The organism is Mesorhizobium sp. PUT5 (genome assembly GCF_052216645.1).
Lineage (GTDB): Bacteria > Pseudomonadota > Alphaproteobacteria > Rhizobiales > Rhizobiaceae > Mesorhizobium.
Genome location: NZ_JBQOSO010000001.1, coordinates 91,595 through 117,406 on the forward strand (window position 1 = coordinate 91,595; position 25,812 = coordinate 117,406).

A 25,812-nucleotide genomic window follows, 5' to 3' on the forward strand; every position below is an offset into this window, starting at 1 on the left:
ATAATGGTGGCCGGCGGAGGCGCCTTCGGCAAGGAGCACCTGACGACGCTCGCCGCGATGGGCGGTGTTGCCCTGGCCGTTGCGGAGACGCGCGCCGACGAGCTGGCTCGACTGGCCGCCATGTTCGCCCTCGCCGACCGCGATGCCGATGGCTTCGCATTGCTGGAGCGCTTCGCGCCGGACGGGGTGATCGTGGCGACGCCGGCGGCGGCGCATGCGCCGCTGGCGGCAAGGGCGCTCGAACGGGGCATCCCGGTGCTGGTGGAAAAGCCGGTCGCGCCCGATGCAGCCACCATGCGCGGCCTGTGCGATCTGGCCGCTTCGAGCCGCGCCTTCCTCCAGCCGGGCCATATCCTGCGCTTCTCCGCGGGCCACCGGCAACTGCTCGACGTGCTCCGGCAGGGCGAGATCGGGGAACTGGCCGGCTTTTCCTCGCGCCGCCATCGCGACGCCAGCCATGCCGCGCGCTACCGCGACATCGATCCCGTGCTGATGACGATGATCCACGACATCGACCTGGCGCTGTGGTTCGGCGGCGGAACCGCGGTTTCGGCGCGCGCATCGAGGCAGCCGCCGGGCACGGCCCGTTCGCTGACGCAGGCCTGGCTCGAAAGCTCGACGGGGATGGCATGGAACCTCGCCACGGCCTGGCTGCATCCTGGTTCCGTCTGCCCGCCCGACCGCGTCGAGATCGTCGGCGCCGCCGGCAGCGCCGAGCTTCATGCCGGCAGCCACATCGACATATTCGGCCGGAGCCACCGGCGCGTCGCCATCGATGCCGCAGACGATCCGCTGCGCGCCGAGCTCGACTGCTTCCTGGCCGGCATCCGCGCCGGGACCTGCCTGGCGCCGGTGTCGCCGCAGGACGCGCTCAACGGGCTGGTTGCCGCCGAAATGGTGCTCGCCGCGCTGCAGGCGCCATGATCGTCGACGCGCATCTTCACCTGTTCCGCAACGGCTACGGCAGGTTCCGCGGCGCTTCGCCGCTCGGCGGCGCGACCGACCTGGAAGCCTATGCGAAGCTGATGCACGCCCATGGCATCTCGGCAGGGCTGGTGGTCTGCTACGAGGGCGAGGACATCGACCCTGCCAACAATGCCTATGTGCGCGAAATCGCTGCCGCGAACGGCTGGATCAGCAGTGTCGCCTATCTGGCGCCCGGCCCTGCGCCGTCGGCCGAACGGATCGACGCGCTGCTTGGCGCAGGCCATTGCGGGGTGGCGCTCTATTTGCCGGATGCCGCCGCCGCCGGCATGCTCCGCGACTGGCCGCCCGAGGTGTGGCGCCATCTCGATCGGGCCTGTGCCGTCGTCTCCTTCAACGCGCGCATGCCTGCCATCGCGCAACTCGGGCCGCTGGTCGAGCGGGCGCCGGACTGCGCCTTCCTGTTTTCCCATCTCGGATTGCTCGGAAAATGGGACAGCACGCCGACACGGGCCGAGGCTGCGGCGCGGCTTGCCCCGCTGCTGCGGCTGGCCGGCTGCGCCAATGTCGGCGTCAAGCTTTCCGGCCTCTATGCCGTCGATCCGGTTCCTCCGCACGAGGGCGCGCGGTTATATGTGGAACTGCTGACGGAGCACTTTGCGCCGGCCGATCTTCATTGGGGATCGGACTTCAGCCCGGTGCTCGACTTTGCTTCCTTCCAGGCCGCGATGGCGGTTCCGGGACTGGAGCCGCTGTCCGCCGCCGATCGCGACCTGGTGTTCGGCGCCGGGCTGGCGCGCAAGATCGGCGCCGCCGCCGGAGCGAAACCTGACCGCGCCTAAAACAAGCGCGGGTCGAGCACGAACGGCGTCATGTGCGCGATCCTGATCGCGGCGGCGTCGGCATGGGCGTGGTTGATGAGCATGTTGACGTCCGGCGATCCGGGAAGCGGCACCACCGCCGAGGGCACCTGCAGCAGGGGCGAAGTTCGCGCTTCGTGCCAGGCGTCGCCCCTTTGCTGGGTCCACGCCTCCTGCCGCCGCCAGTCCTGCGGCAGATCCTCAAGCGCGACGGTTTCGGCAGGAAGATCGTCCGGCACCTCGTAGGTCACCATGACCAGCTTCGGCATGAGGGCCGGGTCTTCGACATGAACCAGCTTTTCCAGGACACAGAGCGACGGCGAGGTCGCGCAATAGGTCACGGCATGGCCGACCGTGTTCCAGCGGCCGTCGAAAAACAGCCCGTATCCGCCGTTCATGGTGCGTGCATGCTGCTCGCCCGACAGGCGCCACAGCAGCATCAGGCGGCCGCGCCCCAGGCGATCTTTCCGAGAATGGTTTCGATCACGCGCGCGCCCGCTTCCGTCTGCGCGACCACCAGCGGAGCCTCGCCGCCAAGCTCCGTCAGCGGCCGGCGCAGCCAGCGGTTGGCCTTGTCCCTGTCGGCGAAGGTTTCCTCCGCCAGCGTCTGCACGCGCAGCAGCCGCACCGCCCGGTCGGATTCCTCGACGGTCAGGGGCTGCCTCTTTTCGGCCCGGTGGCGGCGTGTCCGCTGCGGGATCACGAACCGCTCGACCTCCTGCTCGCTGAGGCCGGCAAGCGTCAGCCCCTTGAGCGCCGCCAGAGGCAGGCGGTTCTGCACGGCCCGCGCCAAGTCGGCCTGGGAGCGGACAACCGTTCCCAGAATGGACGATCCGCCCAATTTGCGGGCGACTTCCTCGACGACGATGTTGGCCATGGTCGGTTTCCTATACGGCAATATGCCTTAAAAATAGGCGGCAGATTGCCGTTCGTCAAGGAGCGCCCGTCACGCCAGCGCGGCGGCGGCGCGGGCGGCCTGGTCGTAGTAGCCGGACAGGGCGCGCAGCACGGCGGCGATGTCCGAAAGGCCGTTCTCGCCATAGCCGGCCGAGGTCACCCCCGCCACCAGCAATTGCTCGCGCAGCTCGGCATATTTCGCGCAGACCTCCACGCCGGCCCGGGTCGCGCTGACGATCTTCTCCTTGCCCTGCCTGCCGACCTGCACCAGCCCGGCCTTCTCCAGCTTGCGCACGGCATAGGTGACGACATGCATGTCTTCCATGCCCAGCACCAGGCAGATGTCGGCGAAGCGCTTGGGCCGGTCGCGATGGCGCACGGTGTGCAGGATCATCACCTCCGTGGGCTGCATGCCGGGCATGCCGGCCGCCGCCATGCCGCGGCTCATCCAGCGCGAGAAGGCGTGGCCGGCCACGATCAGGCCGTATTCGATCTCCGAAAGCGCCGGCGAGCGACCCGCCGCGAGATGCTCGGACGAAACCACCGGGCGCGCGCGGGCGCCTTTGCCGCCCCGCTCCGCCGAGGTTTCGTCCCCTTGTGCGACGTCACGGAATCTCATGGCGGGCCCTTTCAATCCGTTGCGGATATGATATCGATAAAATATCGACGATTTATCGATATTGCGCAAGAGACAACGGATGACGACCGCAGCGAGGCAGACCGTGGGCACCTGGGACTTCTGGATCGATCGTGGCGGCACCTTCACCGACGTGGTGGCCCGCGCGCCCGACGGCCGCCTGCATGCCCGCAAGCTCCTGTCGGAAAACCCGCTGGCCTATTCCGACGCGGCCGTTCAGGGCATCCGCGACCATCTGGGTCTTGCACCCGGCGAACGAATTCCCGCCGGCATCATCGGCGACGTGCGCATGGGCACCACCGTTGCCACCAATGCGCTGCTGGAGCGCAAGGGCGAGCGCACGCTTCTGGTGACGACACGCGGTTTCCGCGATGCGCTGCGCATCGGCTACCAGGCGCGCGCCGACATCTTCGCCAAGGCGATCGTCAAGCCGGAGGAACTGTACAGCAAGGTCGTGGAGGTCGCCGAGCGGGTTCTGGCCGACGGCACGGTCGAGACGCCGCTCGACGCGCCGGCCCTGCGCGCAGCCCTCATGGAGGCGCGCGCCGAAGGCTTCGACGCCGTGGCGATCGCCTTCATGCACGCCTACCGCCATCCCGAGCACGAACGGGAGGCGGGAGCCATCGCGCGCGAGATCGGCTTCGCGCAAGTGTCGGTGTCGCACGAGGTCAGCCCGCTCATCAAGCTGGTCGGGCGCGGCGACACCACCGTCGTGGACGCCTATCTGTCGCCGATTCTCAAGCGCTACGTCGCCCAGGTCGAGCGCGAACTGGAGCCGGCGCGCACGGGTGCGCGGCTCATGTTCATGACCTCTGCCGGCGGCCTCACCGCGGCCGATCTCTTCAAGGGCAAGGATGCCATCCTGTCCGGCCCGGCCGGCGGCGTCGTCGGCATGGTGCGCACGGGCATCGAGGCGGGCTTCGACCGGGTCATCGGGTTCGACATGGGAGGAACCTCCACGGACGTCGCCCATTTCGCCGGGGCGTTCGAGCGCGAGTTCGAGACGGAGGTGGCCGGCGTGCGCATGCGCGCGCCGATGATGCTCATCCACACCGTCGCCGCCGGCGGCGGTTCCATCCTGCATTTCGACGGCGCCCGCTTCCGCGTCGGGCCGGATTCGGCCGGGGCCAATCCCGGGCCGAAATGCTATCGGCTGGGCGGCCCGCTGGCCGTCACCGACGCCAATGTGATGGTCGGCAAGCTGATGCCGGAATTCTTCCCGCACATCTTCGGCCCCCATCAGGACCAGCCCATCGACGTGGAGACCGTTCGCGTCGCCTTCGCCGGGATCGCGCAGGAGATCGGCGACGGCCGCAGCCCCGAGGAGGTTGCCGACGGCTTCCTGCAGGTGGCGGTCGCCAACATGGCCAGCGCCATCAAGAAGATCTCCGTGCAGCGCGGCTATGACGTGACGCGCTATGCGCTCAACTGTTTCGGCGGCGCCGGCGGCCAGCATGCCTGCCTCGTCGCCGATGCGCTGGGCATGACGCGGGTGCTGATCCACCCCTTCTCCGGGCTGCTTTCGGCCTACGGCATGGGGCTGGCCGACATCAGCGCCGGGCGCCAGAGCGCGCTGGACCTGGCGCTGGGGGACGCCAGGGACGCGATCGCTCAAACCGGCCTCGCCCTTGGCGAGCAGTGCCACGCGGAGGTGCTGGCGCAGGGCGTGCGCGCCGGCGACATCGAAATCCACGTCCATGCCCATATCCGCTATCAGGGCACGGATACCGCGCTCGACATTCCCGCCTTCGTGACCCGGTCGGGCGACGTTCCCGAATTCGACTTCGCCGCGCTGAAACCGGCCTTCGAGCAGGCGCACCGGCGCCGCTTCGGCTTCATCGACGCCAGCAAGGCCATCGTGGTGGAGGCCGTGTCGGTCGAGGCGATCGGCAAGGCGGCCAGGCACGTGGCGGCGCCGGTGGATGCGGCCGTCGAAGGCGATCCCGCGCCGGCCGGCGGCACGCGCATGTTCTCCGGCGGCACCTGGCACGACACGCGCGTCTATCTGCGCGAAGCCATGCGGCCCGGACAGGCGCTGACGGGCCCCGCGATCATCATCGAGCCCAACCAGACCATCGTGGTGGAAGACGGCTGGAAAGCCACGCTGACCGAGCACGACCACCTGGTGCTGGAGCGCTGCGTCGCCCTGCCCTCGCGCGTCGCCGTCGGCACCGATGTCGATCCGATCATGCTGGAGATCTTCAACAATCTGTTCATGTCGATCGCCGAGCAGATGGGCACGACATTGCAGAACACCGCCTATTCGGTGAACATCAAGGAGCGGCTGGATTTCTCCTGCGCCGTTTTCGATCATCAGGGCCGGCTGGTCGCCAACGCACCGCACATGCCGGTGCATCTGGGCTCCATGGACCGTTCCGTCGAGACCGTCATCCAGCAGAACAGGACCATCCGCCCCGGCGACGTCTTTGCGCTGAACGCGCCTTACAATGGCGGCACGCACCTGCCCGACATCACCGTGTGCAGCCCCGTTTTCGACGAGGCCGGTGAGCACATTGTGTTCTGGGTGGCCAGCCGCGGCCACCATGCCGATGTCGGCGGCGTGGCGCCCGGCTCCATGTCGCCCCGCGCCACCCGCATAGAGGAGGAAGGCGTCTATATCGACAATCTCAAGCTCGTCGACCGGGGGCGCTTCTGCGAGCGGGAGCTGGTCGAGGTGCTGACCGGCGGCCCGTATCCGGTGCGCAACGTCGTGCAGAACGTGAACGATCTGAAGGCGCAGATCGCCGCCAACGAAATGGGCATTTCGGCGCTGCGCGGCATGATCGACCAGTTCGGCCTGGAGGTCGTGCGCGCCTATATGGGCCACGTGCAGGACAATGCGGCCGAAAATGTCCGGCGCGTGCTGGACCGCCTCGCGGATTGCGCCTTCGACTACGAGATGGACCAGGGCTGCCGCATCAAGGTGAAGATTTCCGTCGACAAGGAAAGGCGCAAGGTCACGGTCGACTTCACCGGCACCTCGGAGCAGCGCGCGGACAATTTCAATGCGCCGGAGCCGGTTACGCGGGCGGCGGTGCTCTATGTGTTCCGGGTCATGGTGGAGGACAACATCCCCATGAACGCCGGCTGCCTGGAGCCTGTCGAGATCATCATCCCTGACGGCTCGATGCTCAAGCCTCGCTATCCGGCCGCCGTGGTGGCCGGCAATGTGGAGGTGAGCCAGGCCGTCACCAACTGCCTGTTCGGGGCGCTGGGCGCGCTCGGCTCCTCGCAGGGCACGATGAACAACCTGACCTTCGGCAACGATGCCTACCAATATTACGAGACCATCTGTTCCGGCTCGCCAGCGGGCCCCGGCTTCGACGGAACCTCGGCCGTGCATGTCCACATGACCAATTCGCGGCTGACCGATCCCGAGATCCTTGAAACACGCTTTCCCGTGGTGCTTGAGGATTTCCACATCCGCCGCGGCTCCGGCGGCAGGGGCAGGTGGAGCGCCGGCGACGGCACCAGCCGCACCATCCGCTTCCGCGAGAGAATGGACTGCGCCATCCTCTCCTCCCACCGGCGCGTGCCGCCTTTCGGCGTGGATGGCGGCGAGCCCGGCGAGGTGGGCCAGACGCTGATCCGCCGCAACGACGGGGCCGTCGTGGCCCTTGGCGGCTGCGACCAGGTGCTGCTGGAGGCGGGAGAGGCCGTGACGGTCATCACGCCGACCGGCGGCGGCTTCGGTGCGCGCACGGATCGCCGGGCGTCCTGAAGCGCGCCGCGCCGGCGATCCGCCTTTGCTGCAATGTTTGCGCGCGCGCAAAGACGTGCCATGTCCGGACGCGCCATGGGTTTTCTTCCTGCAGACTGGAGCAGGCGCGGGAGGAAAGGGCATGCGAGCGCCGGCAGCGGAAAGGCACGGCGTCCTCGAGGACGCGTTCGCATTGCTGCTCGGCACGCTCATGGTGGCGCTGGGCATGACCCTCTACGCCAAGGCGACGCTGCTGGTCGGCGGCATGGCCGGCATGGCCCTGCTCGTCCAGTATACGGCCGGCATGAATTTCTGGCTGGCCTTCTGGCTGATCAACCTGCCCTTCTACCTGCTGGGGCTGAAGCGGCTGGGCCGGGCCTTCGTGCTGCGGACCTTCCTGGCGGTCAGCCTGGTGTCGCTGTTCTCGCGCCTGACTGCGCAATGGGTCGACTTCTCGCGATTGAACCCCGTCTATGCCGCCGTCATGGCCGGCACCCTGTGCGGCATCGGCCTCCTGATGCTGTTCCGCCACCGCACCGGCCTCGGCGGCGTCAACATCCTGGCCATCTTCCTTCAGGAAAGCTTCGGCGTGCGCGCGGGCTATTTCCAGCTCGGGGTGGACCTCGCCATCCTGTGCATCGCTTTCCTCGTCCTGGCGCCCGATCGCCTGCTCCTGTCGGTCGTAAGCGCGACGATCCTCAACATGATCCTCGCCGTCAACCACCGGCCTGGCCGCTATCTGGGCGTGAGCTGATTCGCGCAAGGGTTGAAATGGCGGGGCCGCCGCCGGAGCCCGGGCATGGCCCGGATGCGCCGCCGGTTCCGGGCCCGGTGTCCTCTACGACCAAGGGCGGCTTGATTTAACTGCCGATTTGGCCTGGGATGGCCGCCGCGACAAGTCCGGAGGTTCGGGGATTCCGGCGACGACCGCATTGCCCGGAGCGGCAAAACCGTACACGGCCTTGGGAGGGGCTGCTGTGATGACGGATATTCTTATCGTCGAAGACGAGCCGGCGATCCTGGATTCGCTTGAATTCATCCTCACCCGCTGCGGGTGGTCGGTGGATGTGGCGCGCGACGGCGAGGCGGCGCTGGAGGCCGCGCTCAGGATCCGCCCGCGAATGGTGCTTCTCGACATCATGCTGCCGAAGCGCGGCGGCCTCGACGTGCTCAAGGCGCTGCGCGCGACCGAGGCGATGGCCGCCACCTCGGTGGTGATCCTGACCGCGCGCGGCCAGCAATATGATCGCCAGGCCGCGCTCGACCTCAAGGCGGACGGCTTCATCACCAAGCCCTATGCGAATGGCGACGTGGTGAACGCCGTCCGCCGCATCCTCGAAAGCCAGCCTGCCGCCCATGCCTAGGCCGCCCGCGCCGTCACGCGAGGAACGCGGGGACCGTCACGACGTCGCCTTCCTGGCGCCCTTCTTTGGGGTCCTGCTGCTCACCCCGCCGCTTCTCAACCTGTTCGAGGGGTTGAGGCTGCCCTTCGGGGTGCCGCTGGAAGTGCTCTATCTGTTCACCGTCTGGGTGCTGCTGATCGTCAGCGCCGTCATGCTGTCGCTTCACCGCCAGTTCCGCGAAAGCGCACCCAAGGCCGATGCGGAAGGCGTCGATCCGCCCGCGGCCGAGCCGCCCGGGCAAGCCTGATGCTTTCGCCGGATTTCGTCATCCTGACCGCGGTCGGCTATGTCGGCCTCCTGTTCCTGCTCGCCTATCTGTCGGATGCGCGCGCCAAGAGCGGCAGCGTCGGCTTCCTGCGCTCGCCGATCGTCTACACCCTGTCGATCTCCGTCTACTGCACGAGCTGGACGTTCTACGGCGCCGTCGGCACCGCCGCCCGCAACGGGCTGGAATTCGCTGCGATCTACATGGGGCCGACCCTGGTCTTCGTCGGCTGGTGGTTCCTGCTGCGCAAACTGATCCGCATCGCCCACACCCAGCACATCACCTCCATCGCCGACTTCCTGTCCTCGCGCTTCGGCAAGTCGAGCCGGCTCGCGGTGCTGGTCACGCTGATCGCCGTGGTCAGCATCGCCCCCTATATCGCGCTCCAGCTCAAGGCCATCACGACCTCCATCCAGGCCGTTTCGGTGGCCAAGGGCGCCGGCACGGATCATCTGGCCACGCTGGACGAGGTGACGCTGGCGCTCGGCGTGGCCATCGGCATGGCCCTGTTCACCATCCTGTTCGGCACCCGCAACGTCAACGCGCGCGAGCAGCATCCGGGGGTCGTGGCGGCCATCGCCTTCGAGGCGGTGGTGAAGCTGCTGGCGCTGGTGGCGGTCGGCCTGTTCGTGATCTTCGGCGTCAGCGACGGCATCGCCGACATCTATGCGCGCGCCGTGGAGGCGGGCGTGCGCATCCACGAGGCCGAGCCGTTCGGCAGCCGCTGGGTGGCGGTGCTGTTCCTGTCGGCCTGCGCCGTCATCTGCCTGCCGCGCCAGTTCCAGATCGCGGTGGTGGAGAATTCGGACGAGGACCACCTGCGCACGGCGAGCTGGGCCTTCCCCTGCTACATGCTGGCCATGAGCGTGTTCATCCTGCCCATCGCGCTCTACGGGCTGTCCACCATGCCGGCGGGCTCGAACCCGGACATGTTCGTGCTCACCCTGCCGATGAGGACGGGCCATGACGCGCTGGCGCTTTTCGCCTTTATCGGCGGCTTTTCCAGCGCCACCTCGATGATCATCGTGGCCTCGATCGCGCTGTCGATCATGGTGTCCAATCACATCGTGGTGCCGCTGGCCCTGCGCACCGCGTCGCTTGGCGAGGAGACCGGCGAGCGCGACATCGCCCGCCTGCTGCTGCGCAGCCGCCGCATCTCCATCGCCGGCATGCTGCTGCTCGGCTTCCTCTATTTCTGGCTCACCCAGGGCTCCGACGCGCTGGCGCCCATCGGCCTGATCTCCTTCGGCGGCGTCGCCCAGTTCCTGCCGGCCATGCTGGCTGCGCTCTACTGGCGCACCGCCACGATGAAGGGCGCTTTCTGGGGCATATCCGCCGGCTTCGTCGTCTGGGCGTGGACGCTGTTCCTGCCTTCCTTCGGCTCGTTCAGCCCCACGGTCGCCGAACTGGTCGCCGGCGGCCCATGGGGCATACGGGCGCTGCGCCCGGAAGCGCTGTTCGGCATGGCAGGCATGGACCCGCTCGTCCATTCGGTGTTCTGGAGCATGCTTGCCAACATCTCGGTGCTGCTGTGCGTCTCGGCGGCAACCGGCCAGAACGCGCTGGAGCGCATCCAGGCGCCGCTGTTCGTGGACGTGTTCCGCCGGGCGGCCTCATTCCAGCCCCGCATCATCCGCGGCTCGGCCACCAACAGCGAGCTGTTCTTCGTGGCCGAGCGGGTGCTGGGGTGGAGCCGGGCGCGGGCGCTGTTCGATTCCGCCGGCGTGCCGCACCGGCAGACCGCCACCCAGCAGGGGGTGTCGGCCGAGTTCATCGCCCGGCTGGAGCGGGAACTGGCCGGATCGATCGGCTCGGCCTCGGCGCATATCCTGCTCACCAAGGCGGTGGCGGGCGATGCCATCTCGCTGGAGGAGGTCATGCAGATCGCCGACGAGACCCAGCAGGCGATCGAATATTCGCATGCGCTGGAGGTGAAGTCGCAGGAGCTTCATTCCACCGCCCAGCAATTGCAGGAGGCGAACGCGCAACTGCAGGACCTGCACCGCCAGAAGGACGAATTCCTGTCCCAGGTCAGCCACGAAGTGCGCACGCCGATGACCTCCATCCGCTCCTTCGCCGAGATCCTGATGGCGCCGGAGGACCTGACCGGCGAGCAGAGGGTGCGCTTCATCGCCACCATCCACAACGAGAGCGTGCGGCTCACCCGGCTGCTCGACGAGATCCTCGACCTCAGCGCGCTGGAGCATGGCGAGCGCGGCTGGGAAAACGTTCCCGTCGATGCCGAGGACGTGCTCGACCAGGCCATCGCCGTGTGCGAGGCGCTGGCGCGCAAGCGGCTGGTCTCGATCGAAAGCGGCGCGCGAGCCGGAAGCTGCCTCGTCCTGGCCGACACGGGGCGGCTCAGCCAGGTGTTCATCAACATCATCGCCAATGCCATCTCGCACAACGATTCGCAGGCCCCGGCCGTCCACGTCACCTCCTATCTGGCGCAAGAAGGCTACGTGGTCGAGATTTCCGACAACGGGCCCGGCATTCCGCGTCAGTATCACAGCACGATCTTCGACAAGTTCGTGCGCGCGGAGCCCGACACCGCGCCCGACTCGCAAGGGCTGGGGCTCGGCCTCAACATCAGCCGCAAGATCGTCGCCAAGCTGAACGGCCGGCTCGAATTGACGCGCGGGGCCCTGCCCGGCGCCTGCTTCCGCATCGTGCTGCCGGCCTGGCAGGGCGCGGAGGAAGCGATGGCTTAGAGCAATTCCAGCAAAAGTGCGAAGCGGTTTTGCGTTCGGAATTGCGTCAAAACAAAGGGTTAGAGCAATTCCGCGATTCGGAGAAAAGCGGAAACGCTCTGGGCCTCGGGCAAAGGTGAACTCAGGCGGGGATTTCCTGCCGGTGGCTGCAATTCAGGCGCGGACAGGGCGCGCAGGACGGACCCACCTCGACCGGCCTGGCGCCGAGATCGATGCCGTCGCCATAGACGGTGCGGTCGGCATGCACGATGTCGCAGGCCAGCATCACCGAGAACACCAGCGGCTTCTCGCGGAAGCTCGCGGCCTGCTTCGACACGGCCCTGGCCAGCAGCAGGAAGCGGCCGCCGCCGGGAAAGACCGAGACCTGCCGCACCACGCCGCCGGCGGCGAACGCGTCGTAGATGGGCCACAGCAGGCAGCCGTGGCCGAAACCCGGGATCGTCAGGCCGGGCAAGGGAAACCGCTTGGTCAGGCGGCCCGAGCGGTCGGTGCGCAGGAAGCCGAAAGGCACGCCCTCGCGCCCCTTGCGGCGCAACGTCACCAGGCGGTGCGCGGCCTGCTCGAAGCTGACGCCGGCAAGATCGGCCAGCAGTTCGACGTCGTAGCGCCTCTCCTCGGCCAGGGACAGAAAATCGTCGTAGGGCATCATCATCGCGCCGGCGACGTAGGAGGAAAGCGCACGCCGGGCCAGAGCCTTCGCCTCGTCGGTCGAAAGGTCGAACGGGGCGGCCGTGCCGGCAAGGCCGGAGGAAGCCGCCTGCGCGGCGTAGGTCCGCAGCATGCGGAACAGGCGCGCGGGGCGGGCCATGGTTTCCGCGAACCAGAGCGCGTCGCCGCCGTCTTCCGGCGGAACGCCCGAAGCCGGCAGCATGCGGCAGGCGATGCCGAAGCGCGCCTCCAGCGCGGCGGCGAGCGCGGCCTCCTCCAGCCTTCCGCCCACGGCCACTTCCCGCCGCAGGTCCTGCGCCGCCTGTTCGAGCGCGGGGAAATGGTTGTTGTGGGCGATGATCGCCTCGTCCACCTCGCGGATGGGGGAGACATGCCGCTGGCGGGCCGCCGCCTGGTCGAAATAGTCGACCAGGTTGCGGGTGGTGGGCACCAGGTCGCGCGCTTCCGAATTGATGGTGGCGATGAAGCGGGCACGCTCGGCTTCGGTGAGGTCGGGAATGTCGGCCAGGATCTCGGCGCCGGACTTGATGCCGGCGATGCGGTTGAGGATTTCGTGCAGGAGTTGCGACAGCAGCGGGTCCGACTTCAGCCGATGCCGCAGCACCTCGATCTCGACCGTGGCGTCGGCGTTGGCGCGGTGCAGGCGGGCAAGGGCCGTCGCCGCTTCGGGGAAGCGGGCGACGAGATCGCGGATCGCGGCCGGCCCGATCTCGATGCCGGTCATCACCGGCTCGGCCATCAACTCGCCGATGGCGGCGATGGTGCGTGCCTCGCTCTCGCCCGACAGGTGCTCCAGGTCGATGCCCAGCCGCTCGCCGATGCGCAGCAGCAGCTTGCCGCCGATATCGCGCTTGTTGTTCTCGATCAGGTTCAGGTAGCTGGCCGAGATGCCGAGGGCCCGCGCCAGCGCGACCTGCGACAGCCCTGCGGCGATGCGCTTGCGCCGGATGCGGGCGCCGATCGGGGTCCGGACCTTTGCCATTGTAAATTCTTTACAGAAGTGAATTGACTGTTTTTCGATTTTTGACAAAAAACACTTTTAATGTCAAATACTTATTGAGATAATGACTTTTTGTGCCAGTCTCTGCGCGCGGAACCGAAGCGTCGGCCGCATGGAGGAGACGACATGACGAATTTCCGGACCAACAGGCGAAACCTGCTCAAGGGCGCGGGCGCCGGCATTGCCGCGCTCGGCATGCCCCACATCTTCATCAAGGGCGCGTGGGCCCAGGACTTCTGCAACGATCCGGCCAACGGCAGGATCGTGCTCGGCTTCAACGTGCCGCAGACCGGCTCCTATGCCGAGGAGGGCCTGGAGCAGCTCAAGGGCTACGAACTGGCCGTCAAGCACATCAACGGCGAGGGCGACGGCGGCCTGCTGAAGACCCTGAAGCCGGTGGCGCTGAAGGGCAATGGCGTGCTCGGCCGCAAGGTCGAATATGTCACCGGCGACACCCAGACCAACACCGACGCCGCGCGCGACGGCGCCCGCCGCATGATCGAGCGCGACAAGGCCATCATGGTCACCGGCTCGGTGACCTCCGGCGAGGCGATCGCGCAGCAGAGCCTGTGCCAGGAAATGGGCGTGATCTACATGTCCGGCCTGACCCATTCCAACGACACCACCGGCAAGGACAAGCGCCGCTACGGCTTCCGGCATTTCTTCAACGCCTACCAGTCGGGCGTGGCCATCGCGCCGTTCCTGGCCAAGGAGTACGGCACCGAGCGGCGGGCCTATCACCTGACCGCCGACTACACCTGGGGCTGGACCCAGGAGGAATCGATCAAGAACGCCACCGAGGCGCTCGGCTGGGAGACCGTGGCCACCGTGCGCACGCCGCTCGGCCTCGGCGACTATTCGCAATATCTCACCCCGGTGCTGAACTCCGGCGCCGACGTGCTCATCCTCAACCACTACGGCCACGACATGGTCAACTCGCTGCCGCAGGCCGTGCAGTTCGGCCTGCGCGAGCGCCAGGCCAACGGCAAGAATTTCGAGATCGTCGTGCCGATGTTCTCCGAATTGATGGCCGTGGGCGCCGGCGAGGCGGTCAAGGGCATCATCGGCACCTCCAACTGGCAATGGTCGCTGGACGACGAGGGCACCAAGGCCTTCACCAAGTCTTATGGCGAAGCCTATGGCGAACCGCCCTCGCAGTCGGCCCATACCGGCTACGTGCAGACCATCCTTTATGCCGACGCCGTGGAACGGGCCGGCACCTTCTACCCGCCCGAGGTCATCAAGGCGCTGGAAGGCTTCGAGTTCGACGGCATGGGCAACGGCCACACCGTCTATCGCGACAGCGACCATCAGTGCTTCAAGGAAGTGCTGGTCGTGCGCGGCAACGAGAACCCCTCCAGCCGCTTCGACGTGCTCAACGTCATCGGCAAGACGACGCGCGACGACGTCACCTACGACGCCTCGATCTTCGGCGGCGAGTTGGGACCCTACGAACCCAACAAGTGCTGACGGCAGCCTAGGCCTTTGTCCCGCCTGCCCCGCGCAGGCGGGGCAAGGGCCGCTTGCCGCCTTTCTCGCCCGGTGCCCGCACCGTCCCGCATCGAGGGGTTGTCCTGATGAACGTGTTCTTGGCCCAGTTGCTCAACGGGCTGGACAAGGGTGGCGCCTATGCGCTGATCGCCCTTGGCCTCACACTGGTTTTCGGCACGCTTGGCGTGGTGAACTTCGCCCATGGCGCGCTGTTCATGCTCGGCTGCTTCTGCGCCGTCACCTTCCGCTATCTCATCACCCTGGAAACGGTGACGGTCGACCCCGAGAAGCTGTCGCCCTGGGGCGCGCCGGTGGAGGTGCGCACGCCCCTGGTGCAGAACTGGTTCGGCGATTTCGGCGCCGTGCTGGTCGACTATTCGGTGCCGATCTCCATTCTGCTCGCCGTTCCGGTGATGCTGGCCATCGGCATCGCCATGGAACGCGGCATCATCAAGCATTTCTACAAGCGCAGCCATGCCGAGCAGATCCTCGTCACCTTCGGCCTGGCCATCGTGCTGCAGGAGATCGTCAAGAGCTTCTTCGGCGCCAATCCGGTGCCGCAGCCCATCCCCACCGACCTGCGCGGCGCGGCCGACATCGGCGCCTGGTTCGGCATGGCTCCGCACGTGCTGACCTATCCGTGGTGGCGGCTGATCTACCTCTTGTTCTCGGGCCTGGTCATCGGCGGCGTTTTCGCCTTCCTGCAGTTCACCACCTTCGGCATGGTCGTCCGCGCCGGCATGGCCGATCGCGAAACCGTCGGGCTGATGGGCATCGACATCGACCGGCGCTTCACCATCGTCTTCGGGCTCGCGGCCGTGGTCGCCGGCGTGGCCGGCGTCATGTACACGCCGCTGCTGGCGCCCAACTATCACCTTGGCATGGATTTCCTGGTGCTGAGCTTCGTCGTCGTCGTGGTCGGCGGCATGGGTTCGCTGTCGGGCGCGGTGGCCGCCGGCTTCCTGCTCGGCATCCTGCAGTCCTTCGCCTCGATGACCGAGGTGAAATCCCTCATCCCCGGCATCGACCAGGTCATCATTTACCTCGTCGCAGTCGTCATCCTGCTCGTGCGGCCGCGCGGCCTGATGGGACGGCGCGGAATCATGGAGAGCTGACCGGCCATGTTCTCGCTTTCTCGCAAGGACCTCGTTGCACTCGCGGCATTTTCCGTCGTGGTGCTGACCATGCCGATCTGGCTGGCGCCGCTGGGCGCCGCCTATCCCGGCCTGATGCAGAAATTCGCGATCTATGCGATCTTCGCCATCGGCTTCAACATCCTGTTCGGCCTCACCGGCTATCTCTCCTTCGGCCATGCCGCCTTCGTCGGCGTCGGCTCCTACACGACGGTGTGGTCGTTCAAGCTGCTGACCATGGACATATTGCCGGCCATGGTGTTCGCCGTCATCGTCACCGGCGTGTTCGCGCTCGTCATCGGCTATTTCAGCCTGCGCCGCACCGGCATCTATTTTTCCATCCTCACGCTGGCCTTCGCCCAGATGTGCTACAGCCTCGCCTATTCGGTGCTGACGCCGATCACCAACGGCGAGACCGGCCTGTTGCTGGCGCGCGACGACCCGCGCTACATCGACGCCCTCTTCGGCGCCCAGGCCAATGTCGCCGGCCTGCCGCAGCCGACCCTGCTGGGCGGCCCGGTCACCGGCTATGCGGGCTTCTACCTGTGCGCGGTGATCCTGATCCTGGCCTTCTACGTGTCGCAGAAGATCTTCGCCTCGCCCTTCGGCATGGCGCTGCGCGGCATCAAGTCCAACCAGACCCGCATGAACTATACCGGCTTCAACACCCGGCCCTACATGCTGGCCGCCTTCGTCATCTCCGGCATGTTCGCCGGCCTGGCGGGAGGGCTTCTTTCGATCACCGATCCGCTGGCGGGCGCGGAGCGCATGAAGTGGACCGAATCCGGCAATGTCGTGCTGATGACCATCCTCGGCGGCGTCGGCACGCTGTTCGGGCCGGTCATCGGCGCCTGGCTGATCAAGTATTTCGAGAACATCTTCTCGGCCATCAACACCAACATGCTCAACAGCTTCTTCTCCTTCCTGCCGGACGGCGTGCAGGGCTTCGTGGTGACGGTGCTGTCCAAGTTCGTGGGCGAGGGCTGGCATCTGACGCTCGGCCTGATGTTCGTGCTGATCGTGGTGTTCCTGCCGGGCGGGTTGGTGGAAGGGTTCAACCGCTTCGCGGCACGCCTGAAGCGGCGGAAAGATGCGCCCGGGCGCCTCGCCGCCACCCAGCCGGCGGAATAGGAGGAAAACCTCATGAGCGCCACACCGCCCAACATCATCCTGCACGCAGCCGACGTCCACAAGAACTTCGCCGGCCTGCGCGCCCTCTCCGACATCGACCTGCAGGTCGAGGAAGGCAAGACCCACGCCATCATCGGTCCCAACGGCGCCGGCAAGTCGACCCTGCTCAACGTCGTCATCGGCCGCATCCCGCCCACCAGCGGCGCCGTCATCTTCGACGGCACCGTGCTGACGGGCAAGGCGCCCCACGAGATCAACCAGCTCGGCATCTCGCGGGTGTTCCAGACGCCGGAGATCTTCCCGGACCTGCCGGTGCTGCACAATGTCATGGCTCCCGCCTTTGCCCGGCGCGACGGCGCGTTCCGCATCAACATGCTGCGCAGCGTCGGCTCCGAGAGCGAAATCCGCGACGAGGCCGAGGCCATCCTCAACGACATCGGCCTGCATGGCAGGCGAGAGGACCATGCCGGCGCGCTGTCGCGCGGCGACAAGCGGCGGCTGGAGCTCGCGATGTGCCTCATCCAGCGGCCGCGCCTGCTGCTGCTCGACGAGCCCACGGCCGGCATGAGCCGGCACGACACCAACACCACCATCGAGCTGCTGCGCAAGATCAAGTCCGGCGGCATGACCAAGGTCATCATCGAGCACGACATGCATGTCGTCTTCTCGCTGGCAGACAGGATCTCGGTCCTGGCGCAGGGGCGCATCATTGCGTCGGGCCTGCCGCAGGAGATCAAGGAGGACCCGCGCGTGCAGGAAGCCTATCTGGGCGGGAGCGTGCAATGACCGTCGTGACCATGAAACGGGAAGCGATTTCGGCTGCAAGCCAGGCCGATCCGGCGACGGCCTTCTTCGCGGTGCGCGATATCCACGCCTATTACGGCGAGAGCTATATCGTGCAGGGGGTGTCGCTCGACGTGCACAAGGGCGAGATCCTGGCGCTGCTCGGCCGCAACGGCGCGGGCAAGACCTCCACCTTGCGCACCATCGCGCGCATGGACGATCCGCAACTGCGTTCGGGCGAAATCTGGCTGGAGGGCAAGCCGCTCCACGCCATGAAATCCTGGCAGGCCTCGCGCGCGGGCATCCAGCTCGTGCCGGAGGACCGGCGCATCATCCCCGGCATGACTGTGGAGGAGAACCTGGTCCTGGCGCAGGTGGCGCCCGGACACGGCATGTCGCTCGATGAACTCTACGACCACTTTCCGCGGCTGGCGGAACGCCGCAAGCAGGAAGCGGTGACCATGTCGGGCGGCGAGCAGCAGATGCTGGCGGTGGCGCGGGCGCTGGCGCGGGAGGTGAAGCTGCTGCTGCTGGACGAGCCCTATGAGGGGCTGGCGCCGGTCATCGTGCAGGAGATCGAGCGCATCGTCTTTCGCATCAAGGAACGCGGCATCACCACCATCATCGTGGAGCAGAACGCGGTGGCCGCGCTCAGGCTGGCCGATCGCGCCGTCATCCTCGACACGGGCGAACTGGTCTTCGCCGGCGCGGCGCGGGAGCTTCTCGAGAGCGAGGACCTGCGCAACGAATATCTGGCGATCTGACGGCGTCCCGCCCTCCCCCTCCCCCTGCCCTTGCCCTCGGCAAACAGTCTCCGCCCTATCGGCGGCGGGGGCTGCCCGCGCGCGTCAGAATGTGCGGCCAGGCCACCTTCCTGCACGCAAGTTACATTTTGGAAGAACCTGTTAACCATCGGTTCCTATTGCTCGGAGGACGTTCAACCGGCGAGTCTTGAGTATGACATCCATGCGTTTTCCTCGGGCAAATTTATCGGGCGCGGCCGCGTACGAGGACAGCGGGCACTCCAGCCCGCAGGATGCGCGCGGCCATGCCGCAAAGCCGGCCGCCTCCGGCCAGGTCGTCAACCTTCGCGGGGCGGCCTATATGCAGCCCAAGGCCGGCGACGCAGCAAATTCCGACCAGGGCGGATTCGTCGGGCCCACATGGCAGGAGTATTTTTTCCTCGCTCCCAACGTCCGCTTCACCCGCACGCCCGAATACGATCGCGTGACCCGGCGTTCGCCGCAGGGCGACGACGGCAAGGGTGTGCAAGGCACGGTCGAAGCCAGGGCTGACGCCGCCCCGGCCCCCGCGGCGGCACCCTCTTCCAGTCATGCCCCTGCCCGCCCTGCCCCTTCCAGCCCTGTTCCGGCCGCAGCCATGCCGGCGCGGCCTGCCGTCGGAGAGCCGGCGGGAATCGCGCGACAGGCACCGTCTGCGATCCAACGCGCGCCGGAGGCTGCGCGCCCGGCTGCGCAGCCCGTCGCCGCGCCGGTGGAAAGGCCGCGGCCCGGCGGCGCGCGCTGGTCCTACCTCTCCGACCATGCCTTTTTCGAGTTCGGCATGCCCTTCCTGGCCGAGCGCCTGGCGCGGGTGCGCCCGGCCGATGTCGTCCACCGGGCTGTCGCCGTGCCCGCGCAGCCGCTACGCGCCGCTTCCGTGCCTGCGCAGCCGGCATCCCCTGCCCTGCCCGTTGCCGAGATCACCGCGCGATACCGCATCATCGAATGTCACGCGAACGCAGCGCCCGCGCCCGTGCCACCGGTCGCGGCGGCCGCTTTGCCCCGACAGGCCGAGGCGGCCTGCGAACCCCCTGCCGCGGAGACCGTGGCGGCCGATGCTGCACCGCAAGATGCGCGCGCCGGCAGCCCCGCACCGGCGGCTGAAGCCGCGCCGCCGGCGCCGGCCAGAAGCGTCGAGATCACCATGCCGCCGCCCCGCGCGCCGTCGCTTCCCATGGCGGGCAAGGTCGCGGCGGTGGCGTCGGCCGACGGTTACGAACTGCCCTCGGAGGAACTGCTGCAGCTTCCGCCCGACGGGCAGGGCTTCTACATGTCGCAGGAGCGGCTGGAGCAGAACGCCGATCTTCTGGAAAGCGTGCTGGAGGATTTCGGCGTGCGCGGCGAGATCATCCATGTGCGCCCCGGCCCGGTCGTCACGCTCTACGAGTTCGAGCCGGCGCCGGGCGTGAAGTCCTCGCGCGTCATCGGCCTGGCCGACGACATCGCGCGGTCCATGTCGGCCATTTCCGCGCGCGTCGCGGTGGTGCCGGGCCGCAACGTCATCGGCATCGAGCTGCCGAACGAGACGCGCGAGACGGTCTATTTCCGCGAGCTGATCTGTTCGGACGGCTTCCGCAACAGCAGCGCCAAGCTGGCGCTCGGCCTCGGCAAGACCATCGGCGGCGAGCCTGTCATCGCCGAGCTTGCCAAGATGCCCCATCTGCTGGTGGCCGGCACCACCGGCTCGGGCAAGTCGGTGGCCATCAACACCATGATCCTGTCCCTGCTCTACCGGCTGAAGCCGGAGGAATGCCGCCTCATCATGGTCGACCCGAAGATGCTGGAACTGTCGATCTACGACGGCATCCCGCACCTGCTCACCCCCGTCGTCACCGATCCGAAGAAGGCGGTCACGGCGCTGAAATGGGCGGTGCGCGAGATGGAGGACCGCTATCGCAAGATGGCGCGGCTGGGGGTGCGCAACATCGACGGCTACAACCAGCGCGCCGCCGCCGCCCGCGACAAGGGCGAAGTCGTGGTCATGCAGGTGCAGACCGGCTTCGAGAAGGGCACCGGCGAGCCGTTGTTCGAGGAGCAGGAGATCGACCTGACGCCGATGCCCTACATCGTCGTCATCGTCAACGAGATGGCCGACCTGATGATGGTGGCCGGCAAGGAGATCGAGGGCGCCATCCAGCGCCTGGCCCAGATGGCGCGCGCCGCCGGCATCCACCTCATCATGGCGACCCAGCGCCCCTCGGTCGACGTCATCACCGGCACCATCAAGGCCAATTTCCCGACGCGCATCTCCTTCCAGGTGACGTCGAAGATCGACAGCCGCACCATTCTGGGCGAGCAGGGCGCCGAACAGTTGCTCGGCCAGGGCGACATGCTGCACATGGCCGGCGGCGGCCGCATCATGCGTGTCCACGGCCCCTTCGTCTCCGACGAGGAAGTCGAGCAGGTGGTGGCGCATCTGAAGGCGCAGGGCCGCCCCGAATATCTGGAGACGGTTACCGCCGACGAGGACGAGCAGGAGCCGGAGGTCGACGACGGCCCGGTCTTCGACAAGGGCGCTGTCGCGGCCGACGACCCCGACGCCCTCTACGAGGAGGCGGTCAAGGTGGTCATGCGCGACAAGAAATGCTCGACCTCCTACATCCAGCGCCGTCTCGGCGTGGGCTACAACCGCGCCGCCTCGCTGGTCGAGCGCATGGAAAAGGAGGGTCTCGTCGGGGCGCCCAACCATGTCGGCAAGCGCGAGATCCTGCTCGGCAAGCGCGACCATTCGCCCGATCGCGAAGAGCTCGACTGAGCGGGCGGCGCCTGTAATCAGCGGTGCGGTTGACCAGGGAAAAATCGCCACAAGCGCACCGATGCGCTAGGCTCGGCGTCATGATTCTGCCAGCCGCACCCCTGTCCGAGCCGCCTGCCCCGGCATCGCCGCCGCGCCGCGCGGCCCGGGCGAAAATTGCCGCCGCGCCGGCGCCGGCGCCCGAGCCGCCCATGGTGCCCGGCTGGGCGCTTCCGGCCGCGCCGGTGGCCGACGCCGCGCAAGCCGCCTTCCTTGCCGGTGCGGCGTTGAACTCCCTCGATGCGCTGGTGCGCGGCCAGCCGGCCTGGGCCGGCGCCTGGCACCAGCGGCTGGCCTTGCGATGTGCGGCCTCCGCCTGCCGGCTGGCCGGGCGCGCCGAAGCCGAGGCGGCGCTGCGCGATGCCTGGGCGCTGCGGCCGGCGGGGGTTTTTCTGCCGCTCGACGGTCCGCCGTCCGCGCCGGGCACGTCCGCCGTGGTGATCGGCCCGGCCGGCGCGCTGCTCGCAGCCTGGCGGCTGCTGGCCTCACGCGCGCCGGGGCTGGATGCGGCCACGCTGGCCGCCGTTGCCGAACTGCTCGGCCTTGCCCGCGACGAGGCGCTGGAGGAGATCGCCCAATCCGTCTCCGCGCCGACGGCTTCACGGGACGGAAAACCGGCGCCCTTTGCCGCCGCTGCGGCAGCCGCGCAGGTCATGGCGCTGCGCCCCGACGCCGAACTGCTGGCCTGGTGGCTGGCCGATCTGGCCATGGCGCAAAGCCTGCACTGGCCGCGGCCGGTGCCGCTTTTGATGGCGCAGGCTTTTGGCCCGGCCTTCCGTGTCGAGGGCGGGCGCGGCCGGGGGGCCAGGCTGCGGCCGGGCGACGACGGCTTCGTGCGGGCGCTGAACCTGGCGCTGGCCGAGGGCGCGGCCGAAGCCTGCCGGCTGGCCGGCGAGATTTCGCGGCGCGCGGCGCGGCTTTGCGAGGTGACGCCGAAGCTGCGCGCCAAGGGCGCCCCGGATGCCGTCCGCCTGCTGCTGGACGACGATGCCGTGCCGGGCACGCTGACCACGAAGCGGCTGTCGCGCTTCGCCTCGCGGCGCCTGTTCGAGCGGCTGGAAGGGTTCGGCGCGGTGCGCGAGCTGACCGGCCGCACCAGCTTCCGGCTCTACGGGCTGTGACCATGGCCGGGCAGCAGGCGGAACCGGCAGCGGACGGGCAGGATCGGGCCCGGCGCGCCCGCGAGGCGGCGCAGCCGCATCTCATCGACACCGAACTGGAGCATCTGCCGCCGGAACTGCGCTGGCGCGAATGGATGGCCAGGGTGGAGGCGGTCATCTTCGCGGCCAGCGAGCCGGTGCCGCGCGAGGTGCTGGCCAGGGTGGTGGGCAAGGACTGCAACCTCGACCTGATCGTCGACGACATCCGCGCCGAACTGGCGGGGCGCCCCTACGAGCTAGTCTCGGTGGCCGGCGGCTGGCAGCACCGCACCCGCAAGGCCTATGCCGACATCATCCGCGTCGCGGCCGGGCAGGCAGCGGCGGAAAAAGCCCGGCCGTTGTCGCAGACCGAGGCGCTGGTGCTGCTGTGCATCGCCTATTTCCAGCCGATCACCCGCGCCGAACTGTCTTCCTTCTTCGGCAGGGAGGTCAGCCGCGACCTGATCGGCGCCCTGCGTTCCAACGACTTCATCGCCTCCGGCCCGCGCAGCCCTACCCCGGGCGCACCCTACACCTATGTCACCACCAGGACCTTCCTGTCGCATTTCGGCCTCGACACGCTGCGCGACCTGCCCAATTTCGAGGCGCTGGAGGATGCGGGCCTGCTGTCGAGGGAAAAGCTGCTGGCGGGAGACATCCCGGCCGGCCTGGCGGGCGGGGAAGACGAAGGCTGAACCCGTCGCAGCGGATTCGGCTTGGAGCGGGTGATCTCCGGAATCCCCGTTCCGATCCAAGCCTTTGTTTCTGGAGCACGATCTTGCCCGAAAAGCCTGCGGCTTTTCGGGGTCAGCCGCCTAAAACAGGAAAGACGCCGTCGCCGGGTCGGAACCGATGCGTCCGCCGGGGCTGTCCATGGCGGCGATCGTGCGCATGTCCTCGTCGTCAAGGGTAAAGTCGAACACGTCGAAATTCGCCGCGATACGGTCCTTGTGGACCGATTTCGGGATCACGATCAGGCCCTCCTGCAGGTGCCAGCGGATGATGGCCTGGGCCACGCTCTTGCCGTGCTTTGCGGCGATGGCCTCGAGCGTCGGGTCCTGAAGCAGGCGGCCGCTGCCGAGCGGGCTCCAGCTTTCGATCCGGATGCCGTGCCGGGCGTGGAACTCGCGCTTGTCGCGCTGCTGGAAGCGGGGGTGCAGCTCGATCTGGTTGACGACGGGCACGACCCCGGTTTCGCCGATGATCCGCTCCAGGTGATCCTGGTTGAAATTGGAGACGCCAATCGACCTGACGCGGCCCTGCGCACGCAGCTCGACCAGCGTTTTCCACGCTTCCACATATTTGTCCCGGCTCGGCACGGGCCAATGGATGAGAAACAGATCAAGCTGCTCGATGCCGAGGTTCTTCATCGTCTCGTCGAAGCTTGCAAGCGCCTTGTCACGCTCATGCGCGCCGTTGCGGAGCTTGGAGGTGATGAACAGCTCGGGGCGCGGCACGCCGGCCTCGCGGACCGCCTGGCCGACGCCCTGCTCGTTGTTGTAGCCTTCCGCGGTGTCGATCGACCGGTAGCCTGCCCGGATACCGTCGGTGACGACACGGGCGGTGATGCCGGGGTCAACCTGCCAGACCCCGAGACCGAGTTGGGGGATGCCGGCGCCGTCGTTGAGCTTGATCTGATCTACCATCGTTCTTCCTTTCAGTGCGGCAGCTTGTCCGCCAGGATTTCGATCTTGTGAATCTGCGGAGCCTTGGCGAACAGGTCGCCCCCCTTTGCCTTTTCCATGAGGGCGGCCGCCACCTTTCCGCTGAGGTGCGCCTCGCGGCCCGCTTCCTCGTCGAATGTGTCGAAAATGGCAAATTTCGACGGGCCTTCCTGCAGGGCGAACCAGGACACCGTGCCGGGTTCGGCATCGACCACCGGCACCGCCGAGCGCAGGAAGTCCGCCACCTCCTTTTCCTTGCCGGGCTTGGCTTCCAGCGGAACGTAAAGCGCGTATCTGGACATCTTCTTCTCCCTTGGCCGACGGCCGAATTGCCGATTGCATGCGCATAATAGCTAGGACGCCGTCGGGGCACAGAAAGACCCGCCCGCGCCGCCGCCCCTGGGGCGTGGCCTTTCCCGCATGCGAGGGCCGGATGGCGGCTTTGACGATTCGCGAAAGTCGAGGCTGGACAGAAATGCAGTTTTTTGCAAATCTGCACAAAATTACAACTTCGTCGGCTCGGCGGCCAGGCGACCAAGGGGAACATAAAAGGGTTCGCGCCTGGGCCAGGAGCGGTTTCTCAGACGGGCATGCGCGTGGCGACACCATGCGCCTGTCGGGGCGTTGGCGGCTGCCTGCAGGGCGGGCGCCGCGGCAGACGGCAGCCTGGCTGTGGCCGGGTCGATGTCGGGATTGGCACCAAAGGGGAGGAAGACATGAAGAAATTGGCAGGTTTCACCGCTGCCGCCGGCTTGCTGGCGGCATTTGCGGCCACCGCGCATGCGGGTTCGGTCACCGTCTACACCGCGCTCGAGGACGACGAGATCAGCGCCTACATGAAGGACGCCAAGGAAGCGCTACCCGACGTCGACATCAATGTCCTGCGCCTGTCGACCGGCGACCTCGGCGCGCGGCTTCTGGCCGAGGCGTCGAACCCCCAGGCCGATGTCGTCTGGGGCTTTGCCGTCACCAACATGCTCGATCCGCGCATCGAGGACCAACTCACCGCCTATGAGGCCAAGGACGAGGACAAGCTGCCGGCGCAATATCGCGATGCCGGCGGCAAGTGGTTCGCCGCCACCGGCTATATGGCGGCCTTCTGTGTCAACACCGAGCGGCTGGCTTCCAAGAACCTGCCCATGCCGGCCTCGTGGGAGGACCTGACTAAGCCCGAATACAAGGGCGAGGTGGTGATGCCGAGCCCGGCCTCGTCCGGCACGGGCTACCTTCAGATCGCCGCCATCCTGCAGGGCCTTGGCGACGAGAAGGGCTGGGACCTGCTCAAGCGCCTCAACGAGAACATCGCCCAATACACCGAATCCGGCTCCAAGCCCTGCAAGCAGGCGCGCGGCGGCGAATACACGATCGGCGTTTCCTTCGCCTTCCCGGCCATGCAGTCGATCGAGGCCGGCTATCCGATCAAGATGGTGATCCCGTCCGACTGGGTCGGCTACGAGCTGGAAGCGTCGGGCCTGATGAAGACGGCCAAGAGCCCCGACGACGCCAAGCGCTTCCTCGACTGGACGCTGTCGCCGGGCGTGGCCAAGATCTACGGCACCTACAAGGAGATCGTCACCATTCCGGGGACGGAGCCGTCCAAGGCCTCGATCGAGGCGGGCCTGCCGGCGGACCTGACCAAGGTTCTCTACCCGCTCGACTTCCCGGCCTCGGCCAAGACGCGCGGCGATACCCTCAAGACCTGGCAGGAGATGACCAAGCGCTGACGGGCAACCGGACGGGCGGCCGCGGCAGCGGCCGCCTCGATCCGGCCGCGGCCGGGACGGCCGGGCGTGCCCGGCCGCCGCCGTCACAGTTCACGTAAAGGGCAT

22 protein-coding genes are annotated in these 25,812 nt (G+C 67.6%); 16 read left to right on the forward strand and 6 right to left on the reverse strand.

Annotated elements, in window-relative coordinates; translation table 11 throughout:
- Positions 1 to 3 precede the first annotated feature (3 nt).
- On the forward strand, positions 4 to 924 hold the full coding sequence (locus ACTDI4_RS00430; protein ID WP_442839458.1) for a Gfo/Idh/MocA family protein: 921 nt from the start codon (positions 4 to 6) through the stop codon (positions 922 to 924).
- Positions 921 to 1,766, forward strand: coding sequence for an amidohydrolase family protein (locus ACTDI4_RS00435; protein WP_442839245.1), 846 nt, complete (start codon positions 921 to 923; stop codon positions 1,764 to 1,766). Before ACTDI4_RS00430 ends, ACTDI4_RS00435 begins: the two co-directional genes overlap by 4 nt.
- Here ACTDI4_RS00435 and ACTDI4_RS00440 read toward each other — a convergent pair.
- The 3 genes from ACTDI4_RS00440 to ACTDI4_RS00450 all read right to left on the reverse strand — a co-directional run bounded on the left by ACTDI4_RS00440 (position 1,763) and on the right by ACTDI4_RS00450 (position 3,300).
- Entirely contained in the window at positions 1,763 to 2,224 is a 462-nt protein-coding gene (locus ACTDI4_RS00440; RefSeq protein WP_442839246.1) for an RES family NAD+ phosphorylase, read from the reverse strand. The two genes, ACTDI4_RS00435 and ACTDI4_RS00440, sit on opposite strands and share 4 nt — an antisense overlap.
- A complete protein-coding gene (parS, locus tag ACTDI4_RS00445) occupies positions 2,224 to 2,661 on the reverse strand; it encodes a type II RES/Xre toxin-antitoxin system antitoxin (RefSeq protein WP_442839247.1) in 438 nt (145 codons plus the stop codon). The genes ACTDI4_RS00440 and parS overlap by 1 nt, the downstream gene beginning before the upstream one ends.
- A gap of 69 nt (positions 2,662 to 2,730) precedes the next feature.
- Positions 2,731 to 3,300 (reverse strand): winged helix DNA-binding protein, encoded by a 570-nt coding sequence (locus ACTDI4_RS00450; RefSeq protein WP_442839248.1) that lies wholly within the window; start codon positions 3,298 to 3,300, stop codon positions 2,731 to 2,733.
- A 79-nt stretch (positions 3,301 to 3,379) separates the two neighbouring features.
- On the opposite strand from ACTDI4_RS00450, the gene ACTDI4_RS00455 reads away from it, so the two are divergent.
- From ACTDI4_RS00455 to ACTDI4_RS00475, 5 genes are all read left to right on the forward strand, one after another.
- A complete protein-coding gene (locus ACTDI4_RS00455) occupies positions 3,380 to 7,039 on the forward strand; it encodes a hydantoinase B/oxoprolinase family protein (protein ID WP_442839249.1) in 3,660 nt (1,219 codons plus the stop codon).
- 121 nt (positions 7,040 to 7,160) lie between these two features.
- Positions 7,161 to 7,772, forward strand: coding sequence for a YitT family protein (locus tag ACTDI4_RS00460; protein ID WP_442839250.1), 612 nt, complete (start codon positions 7,161 to 7,163; stop codon positions 7,770 to 7,772).
- A gap of 226 nt (positions 7,773 to 7,998) precedes the next feature.
- Positions 7,999 to 8,382: a response regulator transcription factor gene (locus ACTDI4_RS00465; RefSeq protein WP_442839251.1), complete on the forward strand. Its 384-nt coding sequence runs from the start codon at positions 7,999 to 8,001 to the stop codon at positions 8,380 to 8,382.
- The gene (locus ACTDI4_RS00470) at positions 8,375 to 8,668 is read left to right on the forward strand and encodes a hypothetical protein (RefSeq protein ID WP_442839252.1); all 294 of its coding nucleotides are present in this window, start codon (positions 8,375 to 8,377) and stop codon (positions 8,666 to 8,668) included. The genes ACTDI4_RS00465 and ACTDI4_RS00470 overlap by 8 nt, the downstream gene beginning before the upstream one ends.
- Complete coding sequence (locus ACTDI4_RS00475; RefSeq protein ID WP_442839253.1) at positions 8,668 to 11,397, forward strand: ATP-binding protein; 2,730 nt, start codon at positions 8,668 to 8,670, stop codon at positions 11,395 to 11,397. The genes ACTDI4_RS00470 and ACTDI4_RS00475 overlap by 1 nt, the downstream gene beginning before the upstream one ends.
- Positions 11,398 to 11,518: 121 nt before the next feature.
- Here ACTDI4_RS00475 and ACTDI4_RS00480 read toward each other — a convergent pair whose 3' ends face one another.
- On the reverse strand, positions 11,519 to 13,048 hold the full coding sequence (locus tag ACTDI4_RS00480; protein ID WP_442839254.1) for a helix-turn-helix domain-containing protein: 1,530 nt from the start codon (positions 13,046 to 13,048) through the stop codon (positions 11,519 to 11,521).
- A 144-nt stretch (positions 13,049 to 13,192) separates the two neighbouring features.
- Here ACTDI4_RS00480 and ACTDI4_RS00485 point away from each other — a divergent pair, with 144 nt between their 5' ends.
- From ACTDI4_RS00485 to scpB, 8 genes are all read left to right on the forward strand, one after another.
- Entirely contained in the window at positions 13,193 to 14,536 is a 1,344-nt protein-coding gene (locus tag ACTDI4_RS00485; protein WP_442839255.1) for a substrate-binding protein, read from the forward strand.
- Between the two features lie 107 nt (positions 14,537 to 14,643).
- Positions 14,644 to 15,672 (forward strand): branched-chain amino acid ABC transporter permease, encoded by a 1,029-nt coding sequence (locus ACTDI4_RS00490; protein ID WP_442839256.1) that lies wholly within the window; start codon positions 14,644 to 14,646, stop codon positions 15,670 to 15,672.
- 6 nt (positions 15,673 to 15,678) lie between these two features.
- A complete protein-coding gene (locus ACTDI4_RS00495) occupies positions 15,679 to 16,821 on the forward strand; it encodes a branched-chain amino acid ABC transporter permease (RefSeq protein ID WP_442839257.1) in 1,143 nt (380 codons plus the stop codon).
- Between the two features lie 12 nt (positions 16,822 to 16,833).
- Complete coding sequence (locus ACTDI4_RS00500; protein ID WP_442839258.1) at positions 16,834 to 17,607, forward strand: ABC transporter ATP-binding protein; 774 nt, start codon at positions 16,834 to 16,836, stop codon at positions 17,605 to 17,607.
- Entirely contained in the window at positions 17,604 to 18,368 is a 765-nt protein-coding gene (locus ACTDI4_RS00505; RefSeq protein WP_442839259.1) for an ABC transporter ATP-binding protein, read from the forward strand. The genes ACTDI4_RS00500 and ACTDI4_RS00505 overlap by 4 nt, the downstream gene beginning before the upstream one ends.
- A 193-nt stretch (positions 18,369 to 18,561) precedes the next feature.
- The gene (locus ACTDI4_RS00510; protein ID WP_442839260.1) at positions 18,562 to 21,141 is read left to right on the forward strand and encodes a DNA translocase FtsK; all 2,580 of its coding nucleotides are present in this window, start codon (positions 18,562 to 18,564) and stop codon (positions 21,139 to 21,141) included.
- A 191-nt stretch (positions 21,142 to 21,332) separates the two neighbouring features.
- Positions 21,333 to 22,301 (forward strand): DUF1403 family protein, encoded by a 969-nt coding sequence (locus tag ACTDI4_RS00515; protein ID WP_442839459.1) that lies wholly within the window; start codon positions 21,333 to 21,335, stop codon positions 22,299 to 22,301.
- A 2-nt stretch (positions 22,302 to 22,303) separates the two neighbouring features.
- Positions 22,304 to 23,014, forward strand: coding sequence for an SMC-Scp complex subunit ScpB (gene scpB / locus ACTDI4_RS00520; protein ID WP_442839261.1), 711 nt, complete (start codon positions 22,304 to 22,306; stop codon positions 23,012 to 23,014).
- 120 nt (positions 23,015 to 23,134) lie between these two features.
- Here the strand turns inward: scpB and ACTDI4_RS00525 are convergent, their stop codons facing one another.
- Both ACTDI4_RS00525 and ACTDI4_RS00530 read right to left on the reverse strand, forming a co-directional pair.
- Positions 23,135 to 23,965: an aldo/keto reductase gene (locus ACTDI4_RS00525; protein ID WP_442839262.1), complete on the reverse strand. Its 831-nt coding sequence runs from the start codon at positions 23,963 to 23,965 to the stop codon at positions 23,135 to 23,137.
- 11 nt (positions 23,966 to 23,976) lie between these two features.
- Complete coding sequence (locus tag ACTDI4_RS00530; RefSeq protein WP_442839263.1) at positions 23,977 to 24,285, reverse strand: putative quinol monooxygenase; 309 nt, start codon at positions 24,283 to 24,285, stop codon at positions 23,977 to 23,979.
- A 414-nt stretch (positions 24,286 to 24,699) separates the two neighbouring features.
- Here ACTDI4_RS00530 and ACTDI4_RS00535 point away from each other — a divergent pair, with 414 nt between their 5' ends.
- Positions 24,700 to 25,707 (forward strand): ABC transporter substrate-binding protein, encoded by a 1,008-nt coding sequence (locus ACTDI4_RS00535; protein ID WP_442839264.1) that lies wholly within the window; start codon positions 24,700 to 24,702, stop codon positions 25,705 to 25,707.
- Positions 25,708 to 25,812 lie beyond the last annotated feature (105 nt).

Excerpts from the sequence above, each read along its gene's own strand:
- ACTDI4_RS00450 (WP_442839248.1), bottom strand. The coding sequence starts at position 3,300 with ATGAGATTCCGTGACGTCGCACAAGGGGACGAAACCTCGGCGGAGCGG.
- ACTDI4_RS00465 (WP_442839251.1), top strand. The coding sequence starts at position 7,999 with ATGACGGATATTCTTATCGTCGAAGACGAGCCGGCGATCCTGGATTCG.
- ACTDI4_RS00480 (WP_442839254.1), bottom strand. The coding sequence starts at position 13,048 with ATGGCAAAGGTCCGGACCCCGATCGGCGCCCGCATCCGGCGCAAGCGC.
- ACTDI4_RS00485 (WP_442839255.1), top strand. The coding sequence starts at position 13,193 with ATGACGAATTTCCGGACCAACAGGCGAAACCTGCTCAAGGGCGCGGGC.
- ACTDI4_RS00510 (WP_442839260.1), top strand. The coding sequence starts at position 18,562 with ATGACATCCATGCGTTTTCCTCGGGCAAATTTATCGGGCGCGGCCGCG.
- ACTDI4_RS00455 (WP_442839249.1), top strand. The coding sequence starts at position 3,380 with ATGACGACCGCAGCGAGGCAGACCGTGGGCACCTGGGACTTCTGGATC.
- ACTDI4_RS00525 (WP_442839262.1), bottom strand. The coding sequence starts at position 23,965 with ATGGTAGATCAGATCAAGCTCAACGACGGCGCCGGCATCCCCCAACTC.
- parS (WP_442839247.1), bottom strand. The coding sequence starts at position 2,661 with ATGGCCAACATCGTCGTCGAGGAAGTCGCCCGCAAATTGGGCGGATCG.
- ACTDI4_RS00500 (WP_442839258.1), top strand. The coding sequence starts at position 16,834 with ATGAGCGCCACACCGCCCAACATCATCCTGCACGCAGCCGACGTCCAC.
- ACTDI4_RS00505 (WP_442839259.1), top strand. The coding sequence starts at position 17,604 with ATGACCGTCGTGACCATGAAACGGGAAGCGATTTCGGCTGCAAGCCAG.
- ACTDI4_RS00460 (WP_442839250.1), top strand. The coding sequence starts at position 7,161 with ATGCGAGCGCCGGCAGCGGAAAGGCACGGCGTCCTCGAGGACGCGTTC.
- scpB (WP_442839261.1), top strand. The coding sequence starts at position 22,304 with ATGGCCGGGCAGCAGGCGGAACCGGCAGCGGACGGGCAGGATCGGGCC.
- ACTDI4_RS00475 (WP_442839253.1), top strand. The coding sequence starts at position 8,668 with ATGCTTTCGCCGGATTTCGTCATCCTGACCGCGGTCGGCTATGTCGGC.
- ACTDI4_RS00530 (WP_442839263.1), bottom strand. The coding sequence starts at position 24,285 with ATGTCCAGATACGCGCTTTACGTTCCGCTGGAAGCCAAGCCCGGCAAG.
- ACTDI4_RS00495 (WP_442839257.1), top strand. The coding sequence starts at position 15,679 with ATGTTCTCGCTTTCTCGCAAGGACCTCGTTGCACTCGCGGCATTTTCC.
- ACTDI4_RS00440 (WP_442839246.1), bottom strand. The coding sequence starts at position 2,224 with ATGCTGCTGTGGCGCCTGTCGGGCGAGCAGCATGCACGCACCATGAAC.
- ACTDI4_RS00470 (WP_442839252.1), top strand. The coding sequence starts at position 8,375 with ATGCCTAGGCCGCCCGCGCCGTCACGCGAGGAACGCGGGGACCGTCAC.
- ACTDI4_RS00490 (WP_442839256.1), top strand. The coding sequence starts at position 14,644 with ATGAACGTGTTCTTGGCCCAGTTGCTCAACGGGCTGGACAAGGGTGGC.
- ACTDI4_RS00515 (WP_442839459.1), top strand. The coding sequence starts at position 21,333 with ATGGTGCCCGGCTGGGCGCTTCCGGCCGCGCCGGTGGCCGACGCCGCG.
- ACTDI4_RS00435 (WP_442839245.1), top strand. The coding sequence starts at position 921 with ATGATCGTCGACGCGCATCTTCACCTGTTCCGCAACGGCTACGGCAGG.
- ACTDI4_RS00535 (WP_442839264.1), top strand. The coding sequence starts at position 24,700 with ATGAAGAAATTGGCAGGTTTCACCGCTGCCGCCGGCTTGCTGGCGGCA.
- ACTDI4_RS00430 (WP_442839458.1), top strand. The coding sequence starts at position 4 with ATGGTGGCCGGCGGAGGCGCCTTCGGCAAGGAGCACCTGACGACGCTC.